The organism is Enterobacter sp. K510 (assembly GCF_055804875.1).
In genome coordinates, this window is record NZ_JBNRLQ010000003.1 from 44,879 (window position 1) to 66,186 (window position 21,308).

General features: G+C 56.4%; 21 protein-coding genes. 19 read left to right on the forward strand and 2 right to left on the reverse strand.

Going from position 1 to position 21,308, the window contains the following annotated elements; translation table 11 throughout:
• Nucleotides 1-4: 4 nt before the first annotated feature.
• From lnt to rihA, 6 genes are all read left to right on the forward strand, one after another.
• Entirely contained in the window at nt 5-1,543 is a 1,539-nt protein-coding gene (gene lnt / locus ACQUTD_RS05500; protein WP_473274329.1) for an apolipoprotein N-acyltransferase, read from the forward strand.
• A gap of 355 nt (nt 1,544-1,898) precedes the next feature.
• Complete coding sequence (locus ACQUTD_RS05505) at nt 1,899-2,810, forward strand: amino acid ABC transporter substrate-binding protein (protein WP_072567753.1); 912 nt, start codon at nt 1,899-1,901, stop codon at nt 2,808-2,810.
• A 157-nt stretch (nt 2,811-2,967) separates the two neighbouring features.
• Nucleotides 2,968-3,708, forward strand: coding sequence for an amino acid ABC transporter permease (locus ACQUTD_RS05510; protein WP_088220031.1), 741 nt, complete (start codon nt 2,968-2,970; stop codon nt 3,706-3,708).
• Entirely contained in the window at nt 3,708-4,382 is a 675-nt protein-coding gene (gene gltK / locus ACQUTD_RS05515; RefSeq protein WP_072567751.1) for a glutamate/aspartate ABC transporter permease GltK, read from the forward strand. Before ACQUTD_RS05510 ends, gltK begins: the two co-directional genes overlap by 1 nt.
• The gene (locus ACQUTD_RS05520) at nt 4,382-5,107 is read left to right on the forward strand and encodes an amino acid ABC transporter ATP-binding protein (RefSeq protein ID WP_072567750.1); all 726 of its coding nucleotides are present in this window, start codon (nt 4,382-4,384) and stop codon (nt 5,105-5,107) included. The genes gltK and ACQUTD_RS05520 overlap by 1 nt, the downstream gene beginning before the upstream one ends.
• A 117-nt stretch (nt 5,108-5,224) precedes the next feature.
• Entirely contained in the window at nt 5,225-6,163 is a 939-nt protein-coding gene (gene rihA / locus ACQUTD_RS05525) for a pyrimidine-specific ribonucleoside hydrolase RihA (RefSeq protein WP_473274328.1), read from the forward strand.
• A gap of 44 nt (nt 6,164-6,207) precedes the next feature.
• Here rihA and ACQUTD_RS05530 read toward each other — a convergent pair whose 3' ends face one another.
• Nucleotides 6,208-6,690: a zinc ribbon-containing protein gene (locus ACQUTD_RS05530; protein ID WP_072567748.1), complete on the reverse strand. Its 483-nt coding sequence runs from the start codon at nt 6,688-6,690 to the stop codon at nt 6,208-6,210.
• Between the two features lie 224 nt (nt 6,691-6,914).
• On the opposite strand from ACQUTD_RS05530, the gene leuS reads away from it, so the two are divergent.
• The 4 genes from leuS to nadD are packed head-to-tail and all read left to right on the forward strand — an operon-like array spanning nt 6,915 to nt 11,752.
• Entirely contained in the window at nt 6,915-9,497 is a 2,583-nt protein-coding gene (gene leuS / locus ACQUTD_RS05535) for a leucine--tRNA ligase (protein WP_158684887.1), read from the forward strand.
• Nucleotides 9,498-9,511: 14 nt separating this feature from the next.
• Nucleotides 9,512-10,078, forward strand: a complete 567-nt coding sequence (gene lptE, locus ACQUTD_RS05540; protein ID WP_473274327.1) for an LPS assembly lipoprotein LptE — start codon at nt 9,512-9,514, stop codon at nt 10,076-10,078.
• Complete coding sequence (gene holA, locus ACQUTD_RS05545) at nt 10,078-11,109, forward strand: DNA polymerase III subunit delta (protein WP_473274326.1); 1,032 nt, start codon at nt 10,078-10,080, stop codon at nt 11,107-11,109. The genes lptE and holA overlap by 1 nt, the downstream gene beginning before the upstream one ends.
• Before the next feature lies 1 nt (nt 11,110).
• The gene (nadD, locus tag ACQUTD_RS05550; protein ID WP_318364844.1) at nt 11,111-11,752 is read left to right on the forward strand and encodes a nicotinate-nucleotide adenylyltransferase; all 642 of its coding nucleotides are present in this window, start codon (nt 11,111-11,113) and stop codon (nt 11,750-11,752) included.
• On the opposite strand, the gene cobD is transcribed toward nadD, so the two are convergent.
• Complete coding sequence (gene cobD / locus ACQUTD_RS05555; protein ID WP_473274325.1) at nt 11,727-12,821, reverse strand: threonine-phosphate decarboxylase CobD; 1,095 nt, start codon at nt 12,819-12,821, stop codon at nt 11,727-11,729. The genes nadD and cobD overlap by 26 nt on opposite strands.
• A gap of 98 nt (nt 12,822-12,919) precedes the next feature.
• On the opposite strand from cobD, the gene ACQUTD_RS05560 reads away from it, so the two are divergent.
• The 9 genes from ACQUTD_RS05560 to lipB all read left to right on the forward strand — a co-directional run bounded on the left by ACQUTD_RS05560 (nt 12,920) and on the right by lipB (nt 21,209).
• A complete protein-coding gene (locus ACQUTD_RS05560) occupies nt 12,920-13,534 on the forward strand; it encodes an adenosylcobalamin/alpha-ribazole phosphatase (protein WP_473274324.1) in 615 nt (204 codons plus the stop codon).
• Nucleotides 13,535-13,783: 249 nt separating this feature from the next.
• Nucleotides 13,784-14,101, forward strand: a complete 318-nt coding sequence (gene rsfS, locus ACQUTD_RS05565; protein WP_072567741.1) for a ribosome silencing factor — start codon at nt 13,784-13,786, stop codon at nt 14,099-14,101.
• Nucleotides 14,102-14,104: 3 nt separating this feature from the next.
• Nucleotides 14,105-14,572: a 23S rRNA (pseudouridine(1915)-N(3))-methyltransferase RlmH gene (gene rlmH, locus ACQUTD_RS05570; RefSeq protein WP_003858701.1), complete on the forward strand. Its 468-nt coding sequence runs from the start codon at nt 14,105-14,107 to the stop codon at nt 14,570-14,572.
• Between the two features lie 25 nt (nt 14,573-14,597).
• A complete protein-coding gene (gene mrdA / locus ACQUTD_RS05575; RefSeq protein ID WP_072567740.1) occupies nt 14,598-16,499 on the forward strand; it encodes a peptidoglycan DD-transpeptidase MrdA in 1,902 nt (633 codons plus the stop codon).
• Between the two features lie 2 nt (nt 16,500-16,501).
• Entirely contained in the window at nt 16,502-17,614 is a 1,113-nt protein-coding gene (gene mrdB, locus ACQUTD_RS05580; protein ID WP_072569414.1) for a peptidoglycan glycosyltransferase MrdB, read from the forward strand.
• Between the two features lie 10 nt (nt 17,615-17,624).
• On the forward strand, nt 17,625-18,761 hold the full coding sequence (gene rlpA / locus ACQUTD_RS05585) for an endolytic peptidoglycan transglycosylase RlpA (RefSeq protein ID WP_473274321.1): 1,137 nt from the start codon (nt 17,625-17,627) through the stop codon (nt 18,759-18,761).
• A gap of 140 nt (nt 18,762-18,901) precedes the next feature.
• On the forward strand, nt 18,902-20,113 hold the full coding sequence (gene dacA, locus ACQUTD_RS05590) for a D-alanyl-D-alanine carboxypeptidase DacA (RefSeq protein WP_072567738.1): 1,212 nt from the start codon (nt 18,902-18,904) through the stop codon (nt 20,111-20,113).
• Between the two features lie 104 nt (nt 20,114-20,217).
• A complete protein-coding gene (gene ybeD / locus ACQUTD_RS05595; RefSeq protein ID WP_072567737.1) occupies nt 20,218-20,481 on the forward strand; it encodes a DUF493 family protein YbeD in 264 nt (87 codons plus the stop codon).
• Between the two features lie 86 nt (nt 20,482-20,567).
• The gene (gene lipB, locus ACQUTD_RS05600; RefSeq protein WP_473274320.1) at nt 20,568-21,209 is read left to right on the forward strand and encodes a lipoyl(octanoyl) transferase LipB; all 642 of its coding nucleotides are present in this window, start codon (nt 20,568-20,570) and stop codon (nt 21,207-21,209) included.
• Nucleotides 21,210-21,308 lie beyond the last annotated feature (99 nt).

The window sequence follows — 21,308 nt, forward strand, 5'->3', positions numbered from 1 at the left end:
ATAAATGGTTTTTGCCCCATTGATGGAACGCCAGCGCTATCGCCTGCTGCTGGCGCTGATACTCGGAGCCAGCGGAACGCTGGCTTTTTCCCCTTATGATATCTGGCCTGCCGCGCTGCTGTCTCTGATGGGGCTGCAGGGGCTGACCCTCAACCGCCGCCCCCTGCAGGCCGCCTGGATAGGTTATTTCTGGGGGCTGGGACTGTTTGGTTCCGGCATCAACTGGGTTTACGTCAGCATCGCGCAATTCGGCGGCATGCCGGGCCCGATCAATATCTTCCTCGTGGTGTTGTTAGCCGCCTATCTGTCGCTCTATACCGGTCTGTTTGCCGGGATCCTCTCGCGCCTGTGGCCGAAAACAAACTGGCTCCGCGTGGCGATTGCCGCGCCTGTCGTCTGGCAACTGACGGAATTCCTGCGCGGCTGGGTGCTGACCGGCTTCCCGTGGTTGCAGTTTGGCTACAGCCAGATCGACGGCCCGCTGAAAGGGCTGGCGCCGGTGATGGGCGTGGAAGCGATCAACGCCCTGCTGATGATAGTCAGCGGTCTGCTGGTACTGGCGCTGGTGACGCGCAACTGGCGTCCGCTGGCGGCGGGCGTGGTGCTGTTCGCGCTGCCCTTCCCGCTGCGCTATGTTCAGTGGTATACGTTGCTGCCGGAAAAAGCCACGCAGGTGTCGCTGGTGCAGGGCGATATTCCGCAGTCGCTGAAATGGGATGAAAATCAGCTGGTGAATACGCTGGAGATCTACCTTAACAACAGCGAGCGGGAGATGGGCAAATCGCAGCTGATCATCTGGCCGGAGTCCGCCATTCCGGATCTGGAAATCAACCAGCAGCGCTTTTTGAGCTCGCTGGACGCGCAGCTGCGTGACAGAGACACAACGCTTATCACCGGCATTGTGGATGCGCGTCTGAATCAGCAGAATCGCTACGATACCTACAACACTATCATTACGCTGGGTAAAGACAGTCCGTATCGTTATGACTCCACCAATCGCTACAACAAAAACCATCTGGTGCCGTTTGGCGAGTTCGTGCCGCTGGAGTCGATCCTGCGTCCGCTGGCGCCGTTCTTTGACCTGCCGATGTCGTCATTCAGCCGCGGGCCTTATGTGCAGCCGCAGCTGCATGCGCACGGGTTTAATCTGACGCCCGCCATCTGCTATGAAATCATTCTCGGCGAACAGGTACGGGATAACTTCCGTCCGGATACGGACTTCCTGCTGACCATTTCCAACGATGCCTGGTTCGGTAAATCCATCGGCCCGTGGCAGCACTTCCAGATGGCGCGTATGCGTTCGCTGGAGCTGGCACGTCCGCTGCTGCGCAGCACCAACAATGGCATTACCGCCGTGATTGGTCCGCAGGGCGACATTCAGGCTATGATCCCGCAGTTTACCCGTCAGGTGCTGACGGCAGAGGTCACGCCGGCACGTGGCCTTACGCCTTATGCCCGCACCGGCAACTGGCCGCTGTGGATCCTCACCGCGCTCGCCGGTTTCGGCGCGCTGGTGATGAGTCTGCGCCAGCGTCGTCACTAATCCCTCTCCTCCAGGACCGGTCGCACACAGTGCACCGGGCCTGCACTCCTTCAAAACTGGCACACCTCTTGCTACCCATTAGCAGGGAACAGCGATTTTTTGCGGCTCTGCAACCTTGATGCACCAGCACGGATCGGCGGCGGCACTAATTTGGTGCAACCAGCGATTTATGCCTCTAAACGGTGCGGTGCGCCTCGCAAAAATAAACAATATCGCAGCAAAATCTTTACATTAAGCCAGACTAAATGTTAACAAACACGCATAACACTGCACGCTTAAGCAGCAGGATATAACAACACAATCACTCACACTGGGTATCAATGCGTCTCTGGCGCTGACGATGAAGGAGTTGGATATGCAATTACGTAAACTGGCCACAGCAATGCTGGTGATGGGAATGTCCGCCGGCGTAGCGCAGGCTGAAGATGCAGCCCCTGCGGCCGGGCAAAGCACGCTGGAAAAAATCGCCAAAAACGGCGTGATCGTGGTCGGACACCGTGAATCTTCCGTACCGTTCTCCTACTACGATAACCAGCAAAAAGTGGTGGGTTATTCGCAGGCTTACTCCAACGCCATTGTTGAAGCGGTGAAGAAAAAGCTCAACAAGCCGGACCTGCAGGTAAAACTGATCCCTATCACTTCGCAAAACCGTATTCCGCTGTTGCAGAACGGCACCTTTGATTTTGAGTGCGGCTCCACCACCAATAACCTGGAGCGCCAGAAGCAGGCCGCTTTCTCTGACACCATTTTCGTCGTGGGCACCCGTCTGCTGGCGAAAAAAGGCGGCAACGTGAAAGACTTCGCCGATCTGAAAGGTAAAGCGGTCGTGGTGACGTCAGGCACCACCTCTGAAGTGCTGCTGCACAAGCTGAACGAAGAGCAGAAAATGGATATGCGCATCATCAGCGCGAAAGATCATGGCGACTCCTTCCGCACCCTGGAAAGTGGTCGTGCCGTGGCCTTTATGATGGACGATGCCCTGCTGGCGGGCGAACGTGCGAAGGCGAAGAAACCGGATAACTGGGAAATCGTCGGCAAGCCGCAGTCGCAGGAAGCCTATGGCTGCATGCTGCGTAAAGGCGATACCGAGTTCAAGAAGCTGATGGATGACACCATCGCCCAGGCGCAGACCTCTGGCGAAGCGGCTAAGTGGTTTGATAAGTGGTTCAAAAACCCGATCCCGCCAAAAAATCTGAACATGAACTTTGAACTCTCGGATGAGATGAAAGCGCTGTTCAAAGAACCTAACGACAAAGCTCTTAACTAATTACAACCATTAGGGGCGGGTCCTCCTGCCCTCTCGATTGATATGAAGCACGGACAGACTATACGTTGAAGGGTCGTTCCCCATTCAGCACGAATATTACAGCTTCTTATTAATCTTCGGGGGTAGCGCTGCTACCCTTTTTTTTCAGAGGTAGATTATGTCAATAGACTGGAACTGGGGAATTTTCCTGCAACAAGCCCCGTTCGGCAACACCACCTATCTTGGCTGGCTGTGGAGCGGTTTTCAGGTCACGGTCGCGCTGTCGATCACCGCCTGGATCCTCGCTTTCCTGGTTGGCTCCCTGTTTGGCATCCTCAGAACCGTGCCTAACCGGTTTTTGTCGGGAATTGGTACCCTTTACGTCGAATTATTCCGTAATGTGCCGCTCATCGTGCAGTTCTTTACCTGGTATCTGGTGGTCCCTGAACTGCTGCCGGAAGATCTTGGCATGTGGTTTAAGTCCGAGCTCGATCCCAATATTCAGTTCTTCCTGTCATCGATGATCTGTCTCGGGCTGTTTACCGCCGCCCGTGTGTGCGAGCAGGTGCGTGCGGCAATCGAGTCGCTGCCGCGCGGCCAGAAAAACGCCGGGCTGGCGATGGGCCTGACGCTGCCGCAAACCTACCGCTACGTGCTGCTGCCGAACGCCTATCGGGTGATCGTGCCGCCAATGACGTCTGAGATGATGAACCTGGTAAAAAACTCCGCCATCGCCTCGACCATCGGTCTGGTAGATATGGCGGCACAGGCCGGTAAGCTGCTGGATTACTCTGCTCACGCGTGGGAATCCTTTACCGCCATCACCCTCGCCTACGTCCTGATTAACGCCGTGATTATGCTGGTAATGAACCTGGTAGAACGTAAAGTCCGCCTGCCTGGCAATATGGGAGGCAAATAATGTACGAGTTTGACTGGAGTTCCATTATTCCGGCGATGCCCTATCTGCTTGACGGACTCTGGGTGACGCTGAAAATTACCGTCACGGCGGTAATTGTCGGTATCGTCTGGGGCACCATTCTGGCGGTGCTGCGCATGTCGACGTTCAAGCCGCTGGCGTGGTTCGCTACTGCCTATGTGAACGTTTTCCGCTCCATCCCACTGGTGATGGTGCTGCTGTGGTTCTATCTGATTGTGCCGGGTCTGTTGCAGGATGTGCTGGGGCTGTCGCCCAAATCGGATATTCGCCTCATCTCCGCGATGGTCGCCTTCTCGATGTTTGAGGCCGCCTATTATTCGGAAATTATCCGCGCGGGTATTCAGAGTATTTCACGCGGCCAGTCAAGCGCTGCGCTGGCGCTGGGCATGACCCACTGGCAGTCGATGAAGCTGATTATTCTGCCGCAGGCGTTCCGGGCGATGGTGCCGCTGCTGTTAACCCAGGGCATCGTGCTGTTCCAGGATACCTCGCTGGTGTACGTGTTAAGCCTGGCGGACTTCTTCCGCACCGCCTCCACCATCGGCGAGCGCGACGGTACCCAGGTTGAGATGATCCTCTTTGCCGGCTTCGTCTATTTTGTTATCAGTCTCAGTGCTTCACTGTTGGTCAGCTATCTGAAGAAAAGGACAGTTTAATGATTTCCCTGAAAAACGTTTCAAAATGGTATGGTCACTTTCAGGTGCTGACCGACTGCTCTACCACGGTTAAAAAAGGTGAAGTGGTGGTGGTGTGCGGCCCGTCCGGATCCGGAAAGTCGACGCTGATCAAAACCGTCAACGGCCTTGAGCCGGTGCAGAAAGGCGAGATCGTTGTGAACGGCACCACCGTGACCGACAAGAAAACCAACCTGGCGGAGCTGCGCTCACACGTCGGCATGGTGTTCCAGCATTTCGAGCTGTTCCCGCATCTGTCGATTATCGAAAACCTGACGCTGGCGCAGATCAAAGTGCTTAAGCGCGACAAAGCCGCCGCCCGTGAAAAAGCCAGCAAACTGCTGGAGCGCGTGGGTCTTGCGGCGCATGCTAATAAATTCCCGGCTCAGCTCTCCGGCGGCCAGCAGCAGCGTGTGGCTATTGCCCGCGCGCTTTGCATGGATCCGGTAGCGATGCTGTTTGACGAACCCACGTCCGCGCTGGATCCGGAGATGATCAACGAAGTGCTGGACGTAATGGTCGAGCTGGCGCAGGAAGGCATGACCATGATGGTGGTGACGCACGAAATGGGCTTTGCGCGTAAAGTCGCCAGCCGCGTGATCTTTATGGATGAAGGCAAAATCGTTGAAGATTCGCCGAAAGAGGAGTTCTTTGCGAATCCGGCCTCCGATCGCGCAAAAGATTTCCTCGCCAAAATCCTGCATTAATCTTCCCGGCGCGCAGGGCATATCTGCGCGCCGCTTCACGTTTTCTACCCGCCTTTATCGTCTGCCTTTCAGTGACGCGTTACCCTTGTCACAAAACAACACGGATAAGGAATACCAATGGCACTGCCCGTAATAATTGATTGCGATCCAGGTCATGATGACGCCATCGCCCTCGTACTCGCTCTTGCCTCCCCGGAACTGGACGTCAAAGCCGTCACCTCTTCCGCCGGAAACCAGACGCCGGACAAAACCCTGAATAACGTGCTGCGGATGCTGACGCTGCTTAAGCGCAGCGACATTCCGGTGGCGGGCGGCGCGGTAAAACCGCTGATGCGCGAGCTTATCATCGCCGATAACGTGCACGGCGAAAGCGGGCTTGATGGCCCGGCATTACCGGAGCCGGGCTTTGCAGCGCAGCCCTGCACCGCCGTTGAGCTGATGGCAAAAACCCTGCGCGAGAGCGCGGAGCCAGTCACGCTGGTGGCTACCGGGCCACAAACCAACGTGGCGCTGCTGCTAAACAGCCATCCGGAACTGCATGACAAAATCGCGCGTATTGTGATCATGGGCGGCGCAATGGCACCGGGTAACTGGACGCCCGCCGCCGAATTCAATATTTATGTCGATCCGGAAGCGGCGGAAATCGTCTTCCGCTCCGGCATTCCGATGGTGATGGCGGGGCTGGATGTGACGCACAAAGCACAGATCCATGCCGCGGATGTGGAGCGTTTTCGCGCCATCGGCAATCCGGTGGCTGTGATTGTGGCCGAACTGCTCGACTTCTTTATGGAGTATCACAAACAGGAAAAATGGGGCTTTGTGGGCGCGCCGCTGCACGATCCCTGCACCATCGCCTGGCTGCTGAAACCGGAAATTTTCACCACGGTGGAGCGCTGGGTCGGCGTGGAAACCCGCGGGCAGTACACCCAGGGTATGACGGTGGTGGATTACTATTTCCTGACCGGCAATACGCCGAATACGACGGTGATGATGGATGTCGATCGCGGGGCTTTTGTGGATTTACTGGCCGAACGACTGGCGTTCTACGGAGAATAAAGCGTGATGGCCGGAAACGCCTGAAGGCGCTCCGGCCTTAAAATTTACGGCTCGAAAGGACGACGCTGGAACTGGTCATGACCGCACTTCGGACATAACGGCAGCGCATCCGGCGTGTAAACCGCAAGATGGAAATGGCACTTTTCACAGACCAGGTTACCCAGCCCCACCACTTCCCCGCTGTGATAGACCCCGTGGTGATTGAGATCGGAAAAGACTTCCCGCCACTCCAGCTGAGTTTTATCGGTAATGTCCGCCAGCTGCTGCCAGACGCTCTCTTTGATCACCCGCATAAAAACGCTGTCGGTCAGTTCGCCCTGGCTTTCCCCATAGCTGCGGGCAAACTCCTCCAGATCGCGGCGAATGGCGCGCAGCAGTTCATCAATTTCGGTTCGCGTTAACTCCCCGGTCTGGGTGGCGCGCAGTCTGGCCTGTTCCACAAGCGCGTCGATGTCGCGCTCGCCGTTTTGCAGGCGTTCGGTCAGCGTGCCGACCAGTTCACGGTAGTATTGAGCAACCTTGTTCATCCTTTCGCCTCCGGGCTTAGTAACACCTTCTAATAATAGACGTTATTTCCGGCGTACTTTGCCAGCCGCCCCACAGAGTGTGTAAATTCCTGCAAGGATCGGCATCCCTCCTTTTGTGCGAAAGGCTGTTTTGAGGCGGGCGTTTGGGCTATGCTATGCGGATCTGAGACATCACATCTAATGCTACGCTTGTAGCTGTATTGAAAACAGGATCACTGGCTGCCATGCAAGAGCAATACCGCCCGGAAGAGATAGAATCAAAAGTCCAGCAACACTGGGACGAGAAGCGCACATTTGAAGTAACCGAAGACGAGAGCAAAGAGAAGTATTACTGCCTGTCGATGCTTCCCTATCCTTCTGGACGACTACACATGGGCCACGTCCGTAACTACACCATCGGCGACGTTATTGCCCGTTATCAGCGTATGCTGGGCAAAAACGTTCTGCAGCCGATTGGCTGGGATGCGTTCGGCCTGCCGGCTGAAGGCGCGGCGGTGAAAAACAAAACCGCTCCGGCCCCGTGGACGTACGACAACATCAATTACATGAAAAACCAGCTCAAAATGCTGGGCTTCGGTTACGACTGGAGCCGCGAGCTGGCGACCTGTACGCCGGAATACTATCGCTGGGAACAGCTGTTCTTCACCGAACTGTATAAAAAAGGCCTGGTGTACAAGAAAACCTCCGCAGTGAACTGGTGCCCGAACGACCAGACCGTGCTGGCGAACGAGCAGGTTATCGACGGCTGCTGCTGGCGCTGCGATACCAAAGTTGAGCGTAAAGAGATCCCGCAGTGGTTTATTAAAATCACCGCCTACGCTGAAGAGCTGTTAAACGATCTGGATACGCTGGACCACTGGCCGGACACCGTTAAAACCATGCAGCGTAACTGGATTGGCCGTTCCGAAGGCGTGGAAATCACCTTTGACGTGCAGGGCCATGACAGCAAGCTGACCGTCTACACCACCCGCCCGGATACCTTTATGGGCGCGACCTACCTGGCGGTAGCTGCGGGTCATCCGCTGGCGCAGGCGGCGGCGGAAAGCAATCCAGAACTGGCCACCTTCATCGACGAATGCCGCAACACCAAAGTGGCGGAAGCTGACATGGCGACGATGGAGAAAAAAGGCGTTGATACCGGCTTTAAAGCCATTCATCCGCTGACGGGCGAAGCGATCCCGGTATGGGCAGCAAACTTCGTGCTGATGGAGTACGGTACGGGCGCAGTGATGGCCGTTCCGGGCCACGATCAGCGTGACTATGAGTTTGCCAGCAAATACGGCCTGACCATCAAGCCGGTTATTCTGACGGCAGATGGCGCGGAGCCGGATCTGTCTGAACAGGCGCTGACGGAAAAAGGCACCCTGTTTAACTCCGGCGAATTCAACGGCCTGAGCTTTGAAGAGGGCTTTAACGCCATTGCTGACAAGCTGGCGGCGCTGGGCGTCGGCGAGCGTAAAGTGAACTACCGCCTGCGCGACTGGGGCGTTTCCCGTCAGCGTTACTGGGGCGCGCCGATCCCGATGGTGACCCTGGAAGACGGTACGGTGATCCCGACCCCTGCCGATCAGCTGCCGGTGATCCTGCCGGAAGATGTCGTCATGGACGGCATTACCAGCCCGATCAAGGCCGATCCGGAGTGGGCGAAAACTACCGTCAACGGTCAGCCTGCGCTGCGTGAAACCGATACCTTCGACACCTTTATGGAGTCCTCCTGGTATTACGCGCGTTACACCTGTCCACAGCACACCGACGGCATGCTGGATCCGAAAGCCGCCAACTACTGGCTGCCGGTGGACATTTACATTGGCGGTATTGAACACGCCATCATGCACCTGCTCTATTTCCGCTTCTTCCATAAACTGATGCGCGACGCGGGCATGGTTACCTCCAGCGAACCGGCGAAGCAGCTGCTGTGCCAGGGCATGGTGCTGGCAGACGCCTTCTACTATGTGGGTGCTAACGGCGAGCGTAACTGGGTGTCCCCCAAAGACGCCATCGTTGAGCGCGACGAGAAAGGCCGCATCGTGAAAGCGAAAGACGCCGACGGCCATGAGCTGGTGTATACCGGCATGAGCAAAATGTCCAAGTCGAAAAACAACGGTATCGACCCGCAGGAAATGGTTGAACGTTACGGCGCGGACACTGTGCGTCTGTTTATGATGTTCGCCTCACCGGCAGACATGACGCTGGAATGGCAGGAATCCGGCGTGGAAGGCGCGAACCGCTTCCTGAAACGCGTCTGGAAACTGGTGTATGAACATACCTCTCAGGGCGAGGTTGCCGCGCTGAACGTGGCGAGCCTGAGCGAAGATCAGAAAGCGCTGCGCCGTGATGTGCATAAAACCATCGCCAAAGTGACCGATGATATCGGTCGTCGTCAGACCTTTAACACCGCGATTGCGGCTATTATGGAACTGATGAATAAGCTGGCGAAAGCGCCGCAGGACGGCGAGCAGGATCGCGCGCTGATGCAGGAAGCGCTGCTGGCGGTAGTGCGTATGCTCAACCCGTTCACGCCGCACGCCTGCTTCACGCTGTGGCAGGAACTGCATGGCGAAGGCGATATCGACAACGCGCCATGGCCGCAGGCTGACGAAAACGCGATGGTGGAAGATTCCACCTTAGTGGTTGTGCAGGTGAACGGCAAAGTACGCGGTAAAATTACCGTGCCTGTCGATGCTACCGAACAACAGGTTCGCGAACGTGCGGGTCAGGAACATCTGGTCGCGAAATATCTTGAGGGCGTTACCGTGCGTAAAGTGATTTATGTCCCGGGCAAACTGCTCAATCTGGTCGTTGGCTAAGCGCGGGAGGAAGCGTGCGATATCTGGCAACAGTTTTACTATCACTGGCGGTGCTGGTCACCGCCGGGTGCGGCTGGCATTTACGGAATACCACCCAGGTTCCTGCCGAAATGAAAACCATCATTTTCGATTCCCGGGATCCAAATGGCCCGTTAAGCCGTGCGGTACGCACCCAGTTGCGCCTGAACGGTGTACAGGTGGTCGATAAAGACACCACTCGTCAGGATATACCATCGCTACGTCTGGGAAATGCCACGCTTACAAAAGATACTGCGTCCATTTTCCAGAACGGACGTACTGCGGAATATCAGATGGTCATGAACGTGTCGGCTGCAGTCCTGATACCTGGCCAGGGCATTTATCCTCTGGATACCAAAGTTTATCGTTCCTTCTTCGATAACCCGCAAAACGCGCTGGCAAAAGATGCAGAACAGACGATGATCATCCAGGAAATGTATGACAAAGCGGCGGAACAGCTGATCCGTCTGCTGCCAAGCGTGCAAACCGCAAGTAAGGATGCCGATGTGCCAGTGGCCACGCCTGATGTTGCGCCCAGCGCCCCAACATCATTAGGTAACTGATGCTGAAGCTGTACCCTGAACAACTCCGCGCGCAACTCAATGAAGAGCTGCGCGCGGCGTATCTGCTACTGGGTAATGATCCGCTGTTATTGCAGGAAAGTCAGGATCTGGTGCGCGCCGCGGCGATCGCGCAGGGTTTTGATGAGCATCACAGCGTGACCATTGATGCCAGCATCGACTGGTCCGCCCTCTTTTCACTGTGTCAGGCCATGAGCCTGTTTGCCAGCCGTCAGACGCTGTTATTACAGCTCCCTGACAACGGCCCGAATGCCGCCATCAATGAACAGCTCGCCACGCTGGTCAGCCTGCTGCACGACGATCTGCTGCTGATGGTACGGGGTAACAAACTCACCAAAGCGCAGGAAAATGCCGCCTGGTTTACCGCGCTGGCAGAGCGCTCCGTGATGGTCACCTGTCAGACGCCGGAACAGGCGCAGCTGCCCCGCTGGGTGGCGAACCGCGCAAAACAGAACAACCTTCAGCTTGATGAAGCGGCCAGCCAGTTGCTGTGCTATTGCTATGAAGGCAACCTGCTGGCGCTGGCGCAGGCGCTGGATCGGCTGGCGCTGCTGTGGCCGGACGGCAAGCTGACGCTCCCCCGCGTGGAGCAGGCCGTTAACGACGCGGCGCACTTTACCCCTTTTCACTGGGTGGATACGCTGCTCGCCGGGAAAAGCAAACGCGCGCTGCATATCCTGCAACAGCTGCGTCTTGAAGGCTGCGAGCCGGTGATCCTGCTGCGCACCCTGCAGCGGGAACTGCTGCTGCTGGTGACCTTAAAACGTCAGTCCGCCAGCACGCCGCTGCGCACGCTGTTTGATAAGCATCGCGTCTGGCAGAACCGCCGCGCGGTGACCAGCGAGGCGCTGAACCGGCTCAGTAACGAACAGTTACGTCATGCGGTACACCTGCTCTCCCGCACTGAATTAACGGTAAAGCAGGACTACGGGCAATCGGTATGGGCGGAGCTGGAAGGGCTTTCTCTGCTACTCTGTCATAAGGCACTGGCAGATATTTTTATTGATGGATGAGATGAATCAGTTACAGGCACTGTTTGGCGGCACTTTCGATCCGGTTCATTACGGGCACCTTAAACCCGTGGAAGCGCTGGCGAATCTGATCGGCCTGTCGCAGGTGATCATCATGCCCAATAACGTGCCGCCGCATCGTCCGCAGCCGGAAGCCAGTTCGCTACAACGTAAAACCATGATCCAGCGGGCAATTGCCGATAAACCGCTGTTCAGGCTGGATGAGCGGGAACTGCAACGCGATACGCCCTCATGGTCATCGCAAACTATTCAGGCATGGCGGGAAGAGCAAGGCCCGACCCGGCCGCTGGCCTTTATTATCGGCCAGGACTCTTTGCTCTCCTTCCCCACCTGGCACCGCTATGAAACCATTCTTGATCACTGTCATTTGCTGGTCTGCCGCCGTCCCGGTTATCCACAACAGATGAGTGACGAGGCCAGCCAGCAGTGGCTGGAGCAGCACCTCACCCACCGCATCGACGATCTGCACGCCCTGCCCGCCGGGAAGATTTTCCTTGCGGAAACGCCATGGCTGAATATCTCCGCCACGCTGATCCGCGAGCGACTGTCGCGCGGCGAAGCGTGCGACGATTTGCTACCGGAGAGCGTGCTTGATTACATCAAACAGCAGGGCCTGTATCGCTAAGCACCGCCTGCATCGCGGCGATCAAGCTGTCGTTCTCCGTAAGGCTGCGCACCGCCACCCGATAATAGCGTTCGTCCAGCCCCGGATAGTTACTGCAACTGCGGATCAAAATATGCTTCTCCAGCAGCGCCCGCTGTAAATCCAGCCCAGGCACCTCGCAGCGCAAAAACAGATAATTCGCCACCCCCGGCCACAGAGTCAGCCCTGTCAGCGCGCTCAGCTCCTGATACAGGCGTGGCCGTTCCCTGTTGATCCACTGCCAGGTGGCGCGCTGGTAATCCGTATCCTGCAACAGGATCTCCCCTGCCAGTGCGGCAAAGGCATTAATGGACCACGGCATCTGCCGCTGGCGTAAGCGCCCGACCGCCTGCGCATCGCTGTTAATCAGATAGCCGAGTCGCAGCCCCGGAATGGCATAGAATTTCGTCAAGGATCGCAGCACCCAGACGTGCGGGTTCGCCGCAAGATAAGGAATAAATCCGCAGTGGCCTTCGATAAAATCGATAAAGGCTTCATCGAGGATCAGCGCGATCCCAAGCGCCCGGCAGCGCGCGGCAATGGCCAGCAGCAAGCTTTCATCGGGCAGTAAGCCGGTCGGATTATTGGGCGTACAGAGAAACAGGCAGTCGAGATCGGCGGTCAGCGCATCCAGAATGTCCCCGGTGAGCTGCCATCCTGCGTCTTCACGCAGCGCGAAATCTTCTATGGCACACCCGGCCCGCTTAAGCGCGCGGCGGTACTCCGCAAAACCCGGCGTCACCAGCATTGCCCGGCGCGGCGCAAGGCCATCGACCAGGGTAAAAATCGCTTCCGTTTCGCCGTTGCCCGCCAGCAGCCAGGAGGCAGGCAGTTGATGATGCGCGGCAAGGGCCTGATGCAGATGCTGATACTCCGCATCCGGGTAACGTTCGGCAAGGCGCAGATTATCCACCAGCGCCTGGCGCAGCGTATCGGGCATCCCGGCAGGATTAATATTGGCGCTGAAATCCAGCAGGCAATCAGGCGCGATCCCCAGCATGTCCGCCGCCTCGCGGATATTACCGCCGTGGGCGCTGTGAAACAAAGCCATCGGTGAACTCCTGTTAAAGCGGCTATCGGAGCGAAAAAACCGCGCCCGCTCAGCGCGCAATGGTAGACTTTATGCAGAAAATATCCGGAGGATAGCGTATGCGATTATGGCTTGTACGTCATGGAGAAACCGAAGCAAACGTCGCCGGGCTGTACAGCGGCCATGCGCCGACGTCACTGACGCTGCGCGGCATTGCCCAGGCAACGACGCTGCATTCGCTGCTGCGGGAGGTGCCTTTCGATCAGGTGCTGTGCAGCGCCCTGGAACGCGCGCAGCATACCGCCCGGCTGGTGCTGAACGACCGTAATATTCCAGTGCACACCACGCCCCTGCTCAATGAGATGTTTTTTGGCGACTGGGAACTGCGCCATCATCGCGATTTAAAACAGGAAGACGCAGATAATTACGCAGCCTGGTGTCTCGACTGGCAGAACGCCGTGCCGACTAACGGCGAAGGGTTTCAGGATTTTTCACAGCGCGTGCAACAATTTATTGCCGGGCTGCGTGACTGGCAGCACCACGATAACGTGCTGATTGTCAGCCATCAGGGGGTGATCAGTCTGCTGATCGCCACGCTGCTTAACATGCCTGCTGCCTCGTTGTGGCATTTTCGCGTCGAACAGGGAGCGTGGAGCGCCATCGATTTCCACAAGAATTTTGCCACCCTGAGCGTACTGAACAGCCGCGCGGTCTGGCAGCCGGACGCCGGATAATCGTCCTGCGCGTCATTACATGATTGACACGCCCGGCAAGGCTGTTATCCTCCGCTGCCGGACTTGCCCCGCCATGCAAAGTCTTTAAGAAATTGTTTTACAAAAATGGCGATGCAATCTCCTGCCGCGGGTGGGATGATAGCCCACTTTCAAAAATCTTACTGGCGGCATGTGTCCCGCCAGAATGACAGTTCAGTTATACTGTCATACCTTCATTAATGACTATATGTACGCTCCCAGGGGGAACACTTGCAGGGTAAAGCACTCCAGGATTTTGTTATCGACAAAATTGATGACCTGAAAGGTCAGGACATCGTTAAAATTGACGTTCAGGGTAAGTCCAGCATCACTGATTGCATGATTATTTGCACCGGCACCTCCACCCGCCATGTGATGTCGATTGCCGACCATGTGGTGCAGGAGTCACGCGCGGCGGGCATGATGCCGCTTGGCGTGGAAGGCGAAAACGTCGCCGACTGGGTGGTGGTCGATTTAGGCGAAGTAATTGTTCACGTTATGCAGGCAGAGAGCCGTGCGCTGTACGAGCTGGAAAAACTCTGGGGTTAATGCGTGAAGCTGCAACTGGTCGCCGTCGGCACCAAAATGCCGGACTGGGTACAAACCGGCTTTACTGAATATCTGCGTCGTTTTCCGAAGGACATGCCGTTCGAGCTGGTAGAAATTCCCGCCGGAAAACGCGGTAAGAACGCCGATATCAAACGCATTCTCGATAAAGAGGGTGAGTTAATGCTGGCTGCGGCTGGCAAAAACCGCATTGTCACCCTCGATATTCCGGGCAAACCCTGGGATACGCCGCAGCTGGCTCATGAACTGGAACGCTGGAAGCAGGACGGACGCGACGTCAGCCTGCTGATCGGCGGGCCGGAAGGGTTATCCCCTGCCTGTAAAGCGGCAGCTGAACAAAGTTGGTCTCTCTCTGCACTGACGCTACCCCACCCGCTGGTTCGGGTACTGGTGGCGGAAAGCCTCTATCGTGCATGGAGCATTACTACCAACCATCCTTATCACCGAGAGTAATGAGACCAGGTAGATTACGCAGCGGATGAAATTACAGAATTCTTTTCGCGACTATACGGCTGAGTCCGCGCTGTTTGTGCGCCGGGCTGTGGTCGCCTTTACGGGGATTTTGCTGCTTTCTGGTGTCCTGATCGCCAACCTTTATAATCTGCAAATTCTCCGGCATACCGACTACCAGACGCGCTCGAACGAAAACCGCATCAAACTGGTGCCCATCGCCCCCAGTCGCGGCATTATTTACGATCGTAACGGCATCCCCCTGGCGCTGAACCGCACCATTTATCAGGTGGAGATGATGCCGGAAAAAGTCGATAACGTGCAGCAGACGCTGGATGCGCTGCGTGGCGTGGTCGATTTGACTGATGACGACATCGCCAACTTTAAAAAAGAGCGCGCCCGCTCGCACCGCTTCACCTCGATTCCCGTGAAATCTAACCTGACAGAAGTGCAGGTCGCGCGCTTTGCCGTTAACCAGTACCGTTTCCCTGGCGTGGAAGTCAAAGGCTATAAACGCCGCTTTTATCCGTATGGCTCCGCCCTGACCCACGTGCTTGGCTATGTTTCCAAAATCAACGATAACGATGTGAAGCGCCTCGATAAAGAGGGCAAGCTGGCCAACTACGCCGCCACTCATGATATCGGTAAACAGGGAATCGAACGTTATTACGAAGACGTCCTGCACGGGCAGACCGGCTATGAAGAGGTGGAAGTTAACAACCGTGGCCGGGTGATCCGTCAGCTGAAAGAAGTGCCGCCGCAGGCCGGTCATGACATTACCCTGACGCTGGATCTGAAGCTACAGAGCTATATCGAAACCCTGCTGGCGGGCAGCCGCGCGGCGGTGGTGGTGACCGATCCGCGCACCGGCGGCATTCTGGCGATGGTATCCATGCCAAGCTATAACCCGAACCTGTTTGTCGACGGCATCTCCAGCAAAGATTACAGCGCCCTGCTTAACGATCCGAACACGCCGCTGGTTAACCGCGCGACCCAGGGCGTCTATCCCCCGGCGTCAACGGTGAAGCCTTACGTCGCGGTATCAGCCTTAAGCACGGGGGTGATCACCCGCAATACCAGCCTGTTTGACCCAGGCTGGTGGCAGCTGCCGGGCTCCGAGAAGCGTTATCGCGACTGGAAAAAATGGGGACACGGGCATCTGAACATCACCAAGTCCCTGGAAGAGTCGGCGGATACCTTCTTCTATCAGGTCGCCTACGATATGGGGATTGACCGCCTTTCCGAATGGATGAGCAAGTTCGGCTACGGCAAATACACCGGCATTGATCTGGCGGAAGAGCGCTCCGGCAACATGCCAACCCGCGAATGGAAGCTTAAGCGCTTCAAAAAACCCTGGTATCAGGGTGACACCATTCCGGTGGGTATCGGCCAGGGTTACTGGACGGCAACGCCGGTCCAGATGAACAAGGCCATGATGATTTTGATTAACGACGGCGTGGTTAAAGTGCCGCATCTGTTAATGAGCACGCTGGAAAATGGTCAGCAGATCCCGTGGAAACAGCCGGAACAGCCGCCGGTAGGCGATATTCATTCCGGTTACTGGGAAATCGCCAAAGACGGTATGTATGGCGTGGCTAACCGCGCAAACGGCACCGGGCATAAGTATTTTGCCGATGCGCCTTACAAAGTGGCGGCCAAATCCGGTACCGCGCAGGTCTTTGGCCTGAAGGCCAACGAAACCTATAACGCGCACAAGATCGCTGAACGTCTGCGTGACCATAAACTGATGACGGCCTTTGCGCCGTACGATAAACCCCAGGTCGCGGTGGCGATTATTCTGGAGAACGGCGGCGCTGGCCCTGCGGTCGGTACCATCATGCGCCAGATCCTCGACCACATTATGCTGGGCGATAACAATACCGATTTGCCTGCGGAAAATCCGGCAACCGCGGCAGCAGAGGACCAATGATCATGACGGATAATCCGAACAAAAAATCGTTCTGGGATAAAATCCATATCGACCCGACGCTACTGCTGATTATCCTGGCTCTGCTGACCTATAGCGCGCTGGTGATCTGGAGCGCCAGCGGCCAGGATATTGGCATGACCGAGCGCAAGATCGGGCAGATCGCCATGGGACTGGTGGTGATGGTGGTGATGGCGCAAATCCCGCCGCGCGTCTACGAAGGCTGGGCGCCCTATCTGTATATCATCTGCGTTATTTTATTGGTGGCGGTGGACGCCTTCGGCGCGATCTCAAAAGGCGCGCAGCGCTGGCTTGATCTGGGCATTGTGCGTTTCCAGCCCTCCGAGATCGCCAAGATCGCCGTGCCGCTGATGGTGGCGCGCTTTATTAACCGCGACGTCTGCCCACCCTCGCTGAAAAATACCGCTATTGCGCTGGTGCTGATCTTTATGCCAACGCTGCTGGTGGCGGCGCAGCCGGATCTGGGTACGTCGATTCTGGTCGCGCTTTCCGGTCTGTTCGTACTGTTTTTATCCGGCCTGAGCTGGCGTCTGATCGGCATTGCGGCGATCCTGCTGGCGGCCTTTATCCCGATCCTGTGGTTCTTCCTGATGCATGATTATCAGCGACAGCGCGTGATGATGTTGCTCGATCCGGAAACCGATCCGCTGGGCGCGGGCTATCATATTATTCAGTCGAAAATTGCCATTGGCTCCGGCGGGCTGCGCGGTAAAGGGTGGTTGCATGGTACCCAGTCGCAGCTGGAATTCCTGCCCGAACGGCACACTGACTTTATCTTTGCGGTAGTGGCGGAAGAGCTGGGTCTGGTGGGCTTCCTGGTGCTGCTGGCGCTCTATTTGCTGCTGATTATTCGTGGGCTGTATATTGCCGCCCGCGCGCAGACCACCTTTGGTCGTGTGATGGCCGGTGGCTTAATGCTGATTTTGTTTGTTTATGTCTTCGTAAATATTGGTATGGTGAGCGGTATTCTGCCGGTGGTAGGGGTTCCTCTGCCGCTGGTCAGTTATGGAGGCTCCGCTCTCATCGTACTCATGGCCGGGTTTGGTATTGTGATGTCTATTCATACCCACCGGAAAATGTTGTCAAAAAGCGTATAAGAGGTGCGCAATGCGTAAGCAATGGCTTGCAGTCTGCATAGCAGCAGGATTACTGGCAGCATGTACAAGTGACACTCAACAACAGCCCGCCCCGGTTGCGCCGCAGCCTGCGGTATGTAACGGCCCGGTTGTTGAAATTGGCGGGGCTGAGCCGCGCTACGAGTCACTTAACCCTGCCGTGAATCAGGATTACGAACGCGATGGCAAGCGTTATAAAATCGTCCAGGATCCGTCGCGCTTCAGCCAGGCGGGTCTGGCGGCCATTTATGATGCCGAACCCGGCAGCAATCTGACCGCCTCCGGCGAAGCCTTCGATCCCATGCAGCTCACCGCCGCGCACCCGACGCTGCCGGTACCGAGCTATGCGCGGATCACCAACCTGGCGAACGGCCGTATGATCGTGGTGCGTATTAACGATCGCGGGCCTTATGGTAACGATCGCGTGATTTCCCTGTCGCGTGCCGCCGCGGATCGTCTGAACAACTCCAACAATACCAAAGTGCGCATCGATCCGATTATCGTGGCGCAGGATGGCACGCTGTCAGGGCCTGGCACCGCCTGTACGACGGTGGCGAAACAGACTTACGCCCTGCCCGCCCGTCCGGATCTGACCGGCGGCATGGGCAGCGCCTCCAGCCTCCCGCAGCCTGAGCAGACACAGGCTGACGTGCAGCCGATCAGCAACGATACGCTGAAAAGCGAAAACACACTGGGCGCACCGGTCAGCAGCGGCGGATTCCTCGGCGCGCCGACCACCCTTGCAAGCGGCGTGCTGGAAGGTAACGAACCGCCTGCCGCTCAGCCACAGCCTGTCGTGGCTACCCCGGCGCCTGCCGCCGCACCGGTTACGCCTGCCGCGCCAGTCACCGCGCCCGGCTCCGTGCAGGGTAGCGTTGCAGCGCCAGCCGCCGCAGGTGCTGCCAGCGGCTATGTCGTGCAGGTGGGCGCGGTCAGCGATCAGACTCGCGCGCAGCAGTATCAGCAGCGTCTGGCACAGCAATTTTCCGTGCCGGGTCGGGTGGTACAAAACGGCGCGGTCTGGCGTATTCAGTTAGGGCCGTTTAGCAGCAAGGCTGACGCCAGCGCGTTACAGTCACGTCTGCAGAGCGAAGCTCAGCTGCAATCCTTTATTGCCAGCGCGCAGTAAATACCAACAGGGCATCTTACTTTGTCAATTTGTGTAAGTTTCATTCACAAATCATGCGGAAAGTCAGATGCCTGCCCTTATAGCTTTTGCTATAGTAAGGCACTTTTTTTCACTCCATCACGGATGTCGTTGTTCTGACCATGAAGACCACTTTTTCCGTTCGTTTCGTGAAGCGCCTCGCGCTCACCACCGCGCTGACAGCCGCAACCCTGTCTGCTGCCCATGCCGATGACCTGAACATCAAAACCATGATCCCCGGCGTGCCGCAGATCGATGCCGAGTCTTACATCCTGATTGATTACAACTCCGGTAAAGTGCTGGCGGAGCAGAATGCCGACGCTCGCCGCGATCCGGCCAGCCTGACCAAAATGATGACCAGCTACGTCATCGGTCAGGCCATGAAAGCAGGCAAGTTCAAGGAAACGGACCTGGTAACCATCAATAACGATGCCTGGGCAACCGGCAACCCGGTGTTCAAAGGCTCTTCGCTGATGTTCCTGAAACCAGGCATGCAGGTGCCGGTATCCCAGCTGATCCGTGGTATCAACCTGCAATCCGGTAACGACGCCTGCGTGGCGATGGCCGATTTTGCCGCGGGCAGCCAGGACGCTTTTGTCGGCCTGATGAACAGCTACGTTAACGCGCTGGGCCTGAAAAACTCCCATTTCCAGACCGTTCACGGCCTGGACGCTGAAGGTCAGTACAGCTCCGCCCGCGATATGGCGCTGATTGGCCAGGCGCTGATCCGCGATGTGCCAAACGAATACTCTATTTATAAAGAGAAAGAGTTCACCTTTAACGGCATCCGCCAGACCAACCGCAACGGTTTGCTGTGGGACAACAGCCTGAATGTTGACGGTATTAAAACCGGTCATACCGATAAAGCAGGCTATAACCTGGTGGCTTCGGCAACCGAAGGCCAGATGCGTCTGATTTCCGCCGTGATGGGCGGGCGCACCTTTAAAGGCCGTGAAACCGAAAGCAAAAAACTGCTGACCTGGGGCTTCCGTTTCTTTGAAACTGTTAACCCGATCAAAGCAGGTAAAGAGTTTGCTTCTGAACCCGCCTGGTTTGGCGACAGCGATCGCGCCTCCCTCGGCGTGGATAAAGATGTTTATCTGACCATTCCGCGCGGCCGCATGAAAGATCTGAAGGCCAGCTATGTGCTGACCAGCACGGAGCTGCACGCGCCGCTGCAAAAAAATCAGGTAGTGGGCACCATTAACTTCCAGCTTGATGGCAAAACCATTGAACAGCGTCCGCTGGTGGTGTTGCAGGAAATTCCGGAAGGCAATTTCTTTGGCAAAATCATTGATTATATCAAGCTGATGTTCCACCACTGGTTTGGTTAAAAATTCAGCACTTGAAAGTCTGAATTTCATCCCCATATACTATGCATCAATAAAACTCCCGCCCTGTGGCGGGAGTTGTTCTTTTTTGTAACGCCGGAGCTGACATGAAAACCAAACTTAACGAACTGCTTGAATTCCCGACTCCCTTTACTTACAAAGTAATGGGTCAGGCGAAACCGGAGCTGGTTGATCAGGTGGTGGAAGTGGTACAGCGCCATGCGCCTGGTGACTACTCTCCGCAGGTAAAACCGAGCAGCAAAGGCAATTACCACTCGGTCTCTATCACTATCACCGCGACGCATATTGAGCAGGTTGAAACCCTGTACGAAGAGCTCGGCAATATCGACATCGTGCGTATGGTACTGTAATTAACAGGCGTGTTACCTGGGCATCTCAGGTAACACGTCATTATGATATACTCCTGCCACCCTTCCCTCTCTCCGGAGATGCTGTTTTGCTTCAGGATACGATCCTTATCCGTCACCTTGGTTTACAGCCTTACGAGCCCGTCTCCCTGGCAATGCATGAATTCACCGATACCCGCGACGACGCCACGCCTGATGAAATCTGGCTGGTGGAACATCATCCTGTGTTTACCCAGGGCCAGGCCGGAAAAGCCGAACATGTGCTGATGCCAGGGGATATTCCCGTGATCCAGAGCGACCGTGGCGGCCAGGTAACCTATCACGGACCGGGTCAGCAGGTGATGTACGTGCTGTTAAACCTGAAACGCCGTAAGCTGGGCGTACGCGAACTGGTCACCCTGCTGGAACAAACCGTGGTGAACACGCTGGCGGAGTCAGATATTGAAGCTTATCCCCGCGCGGATGCGCCTGGCGTCTATGTGAGCGGCAAGAAAATCTGTTCGCTGGGACTGCGCATTCGCAAAGGCTGTTCTTTTCACGGCCTGGCGTTAAATATCGCCATGGATCTTGCTCCTTTCCAGCGCATTAATCCCTGCGGTTATGCAGGAATGGAAATGGCGCAAATGAGCCAGTGGGTTGTTGACGCCAGCACCGATAAAACCGGCCCGCGATTAGTCGCTAATTTCCTAAATTTACTTAATAATCCCCCGCATCAACATATTAGCGTCTAATATATTATTCATGCTGACGATTTCATCTGGGGTCAGCAGGAAAATCAAAGCGCAGGGCAATCACTCCTGGTGATTGCCTGTCCTGCGCGCTAATAATCA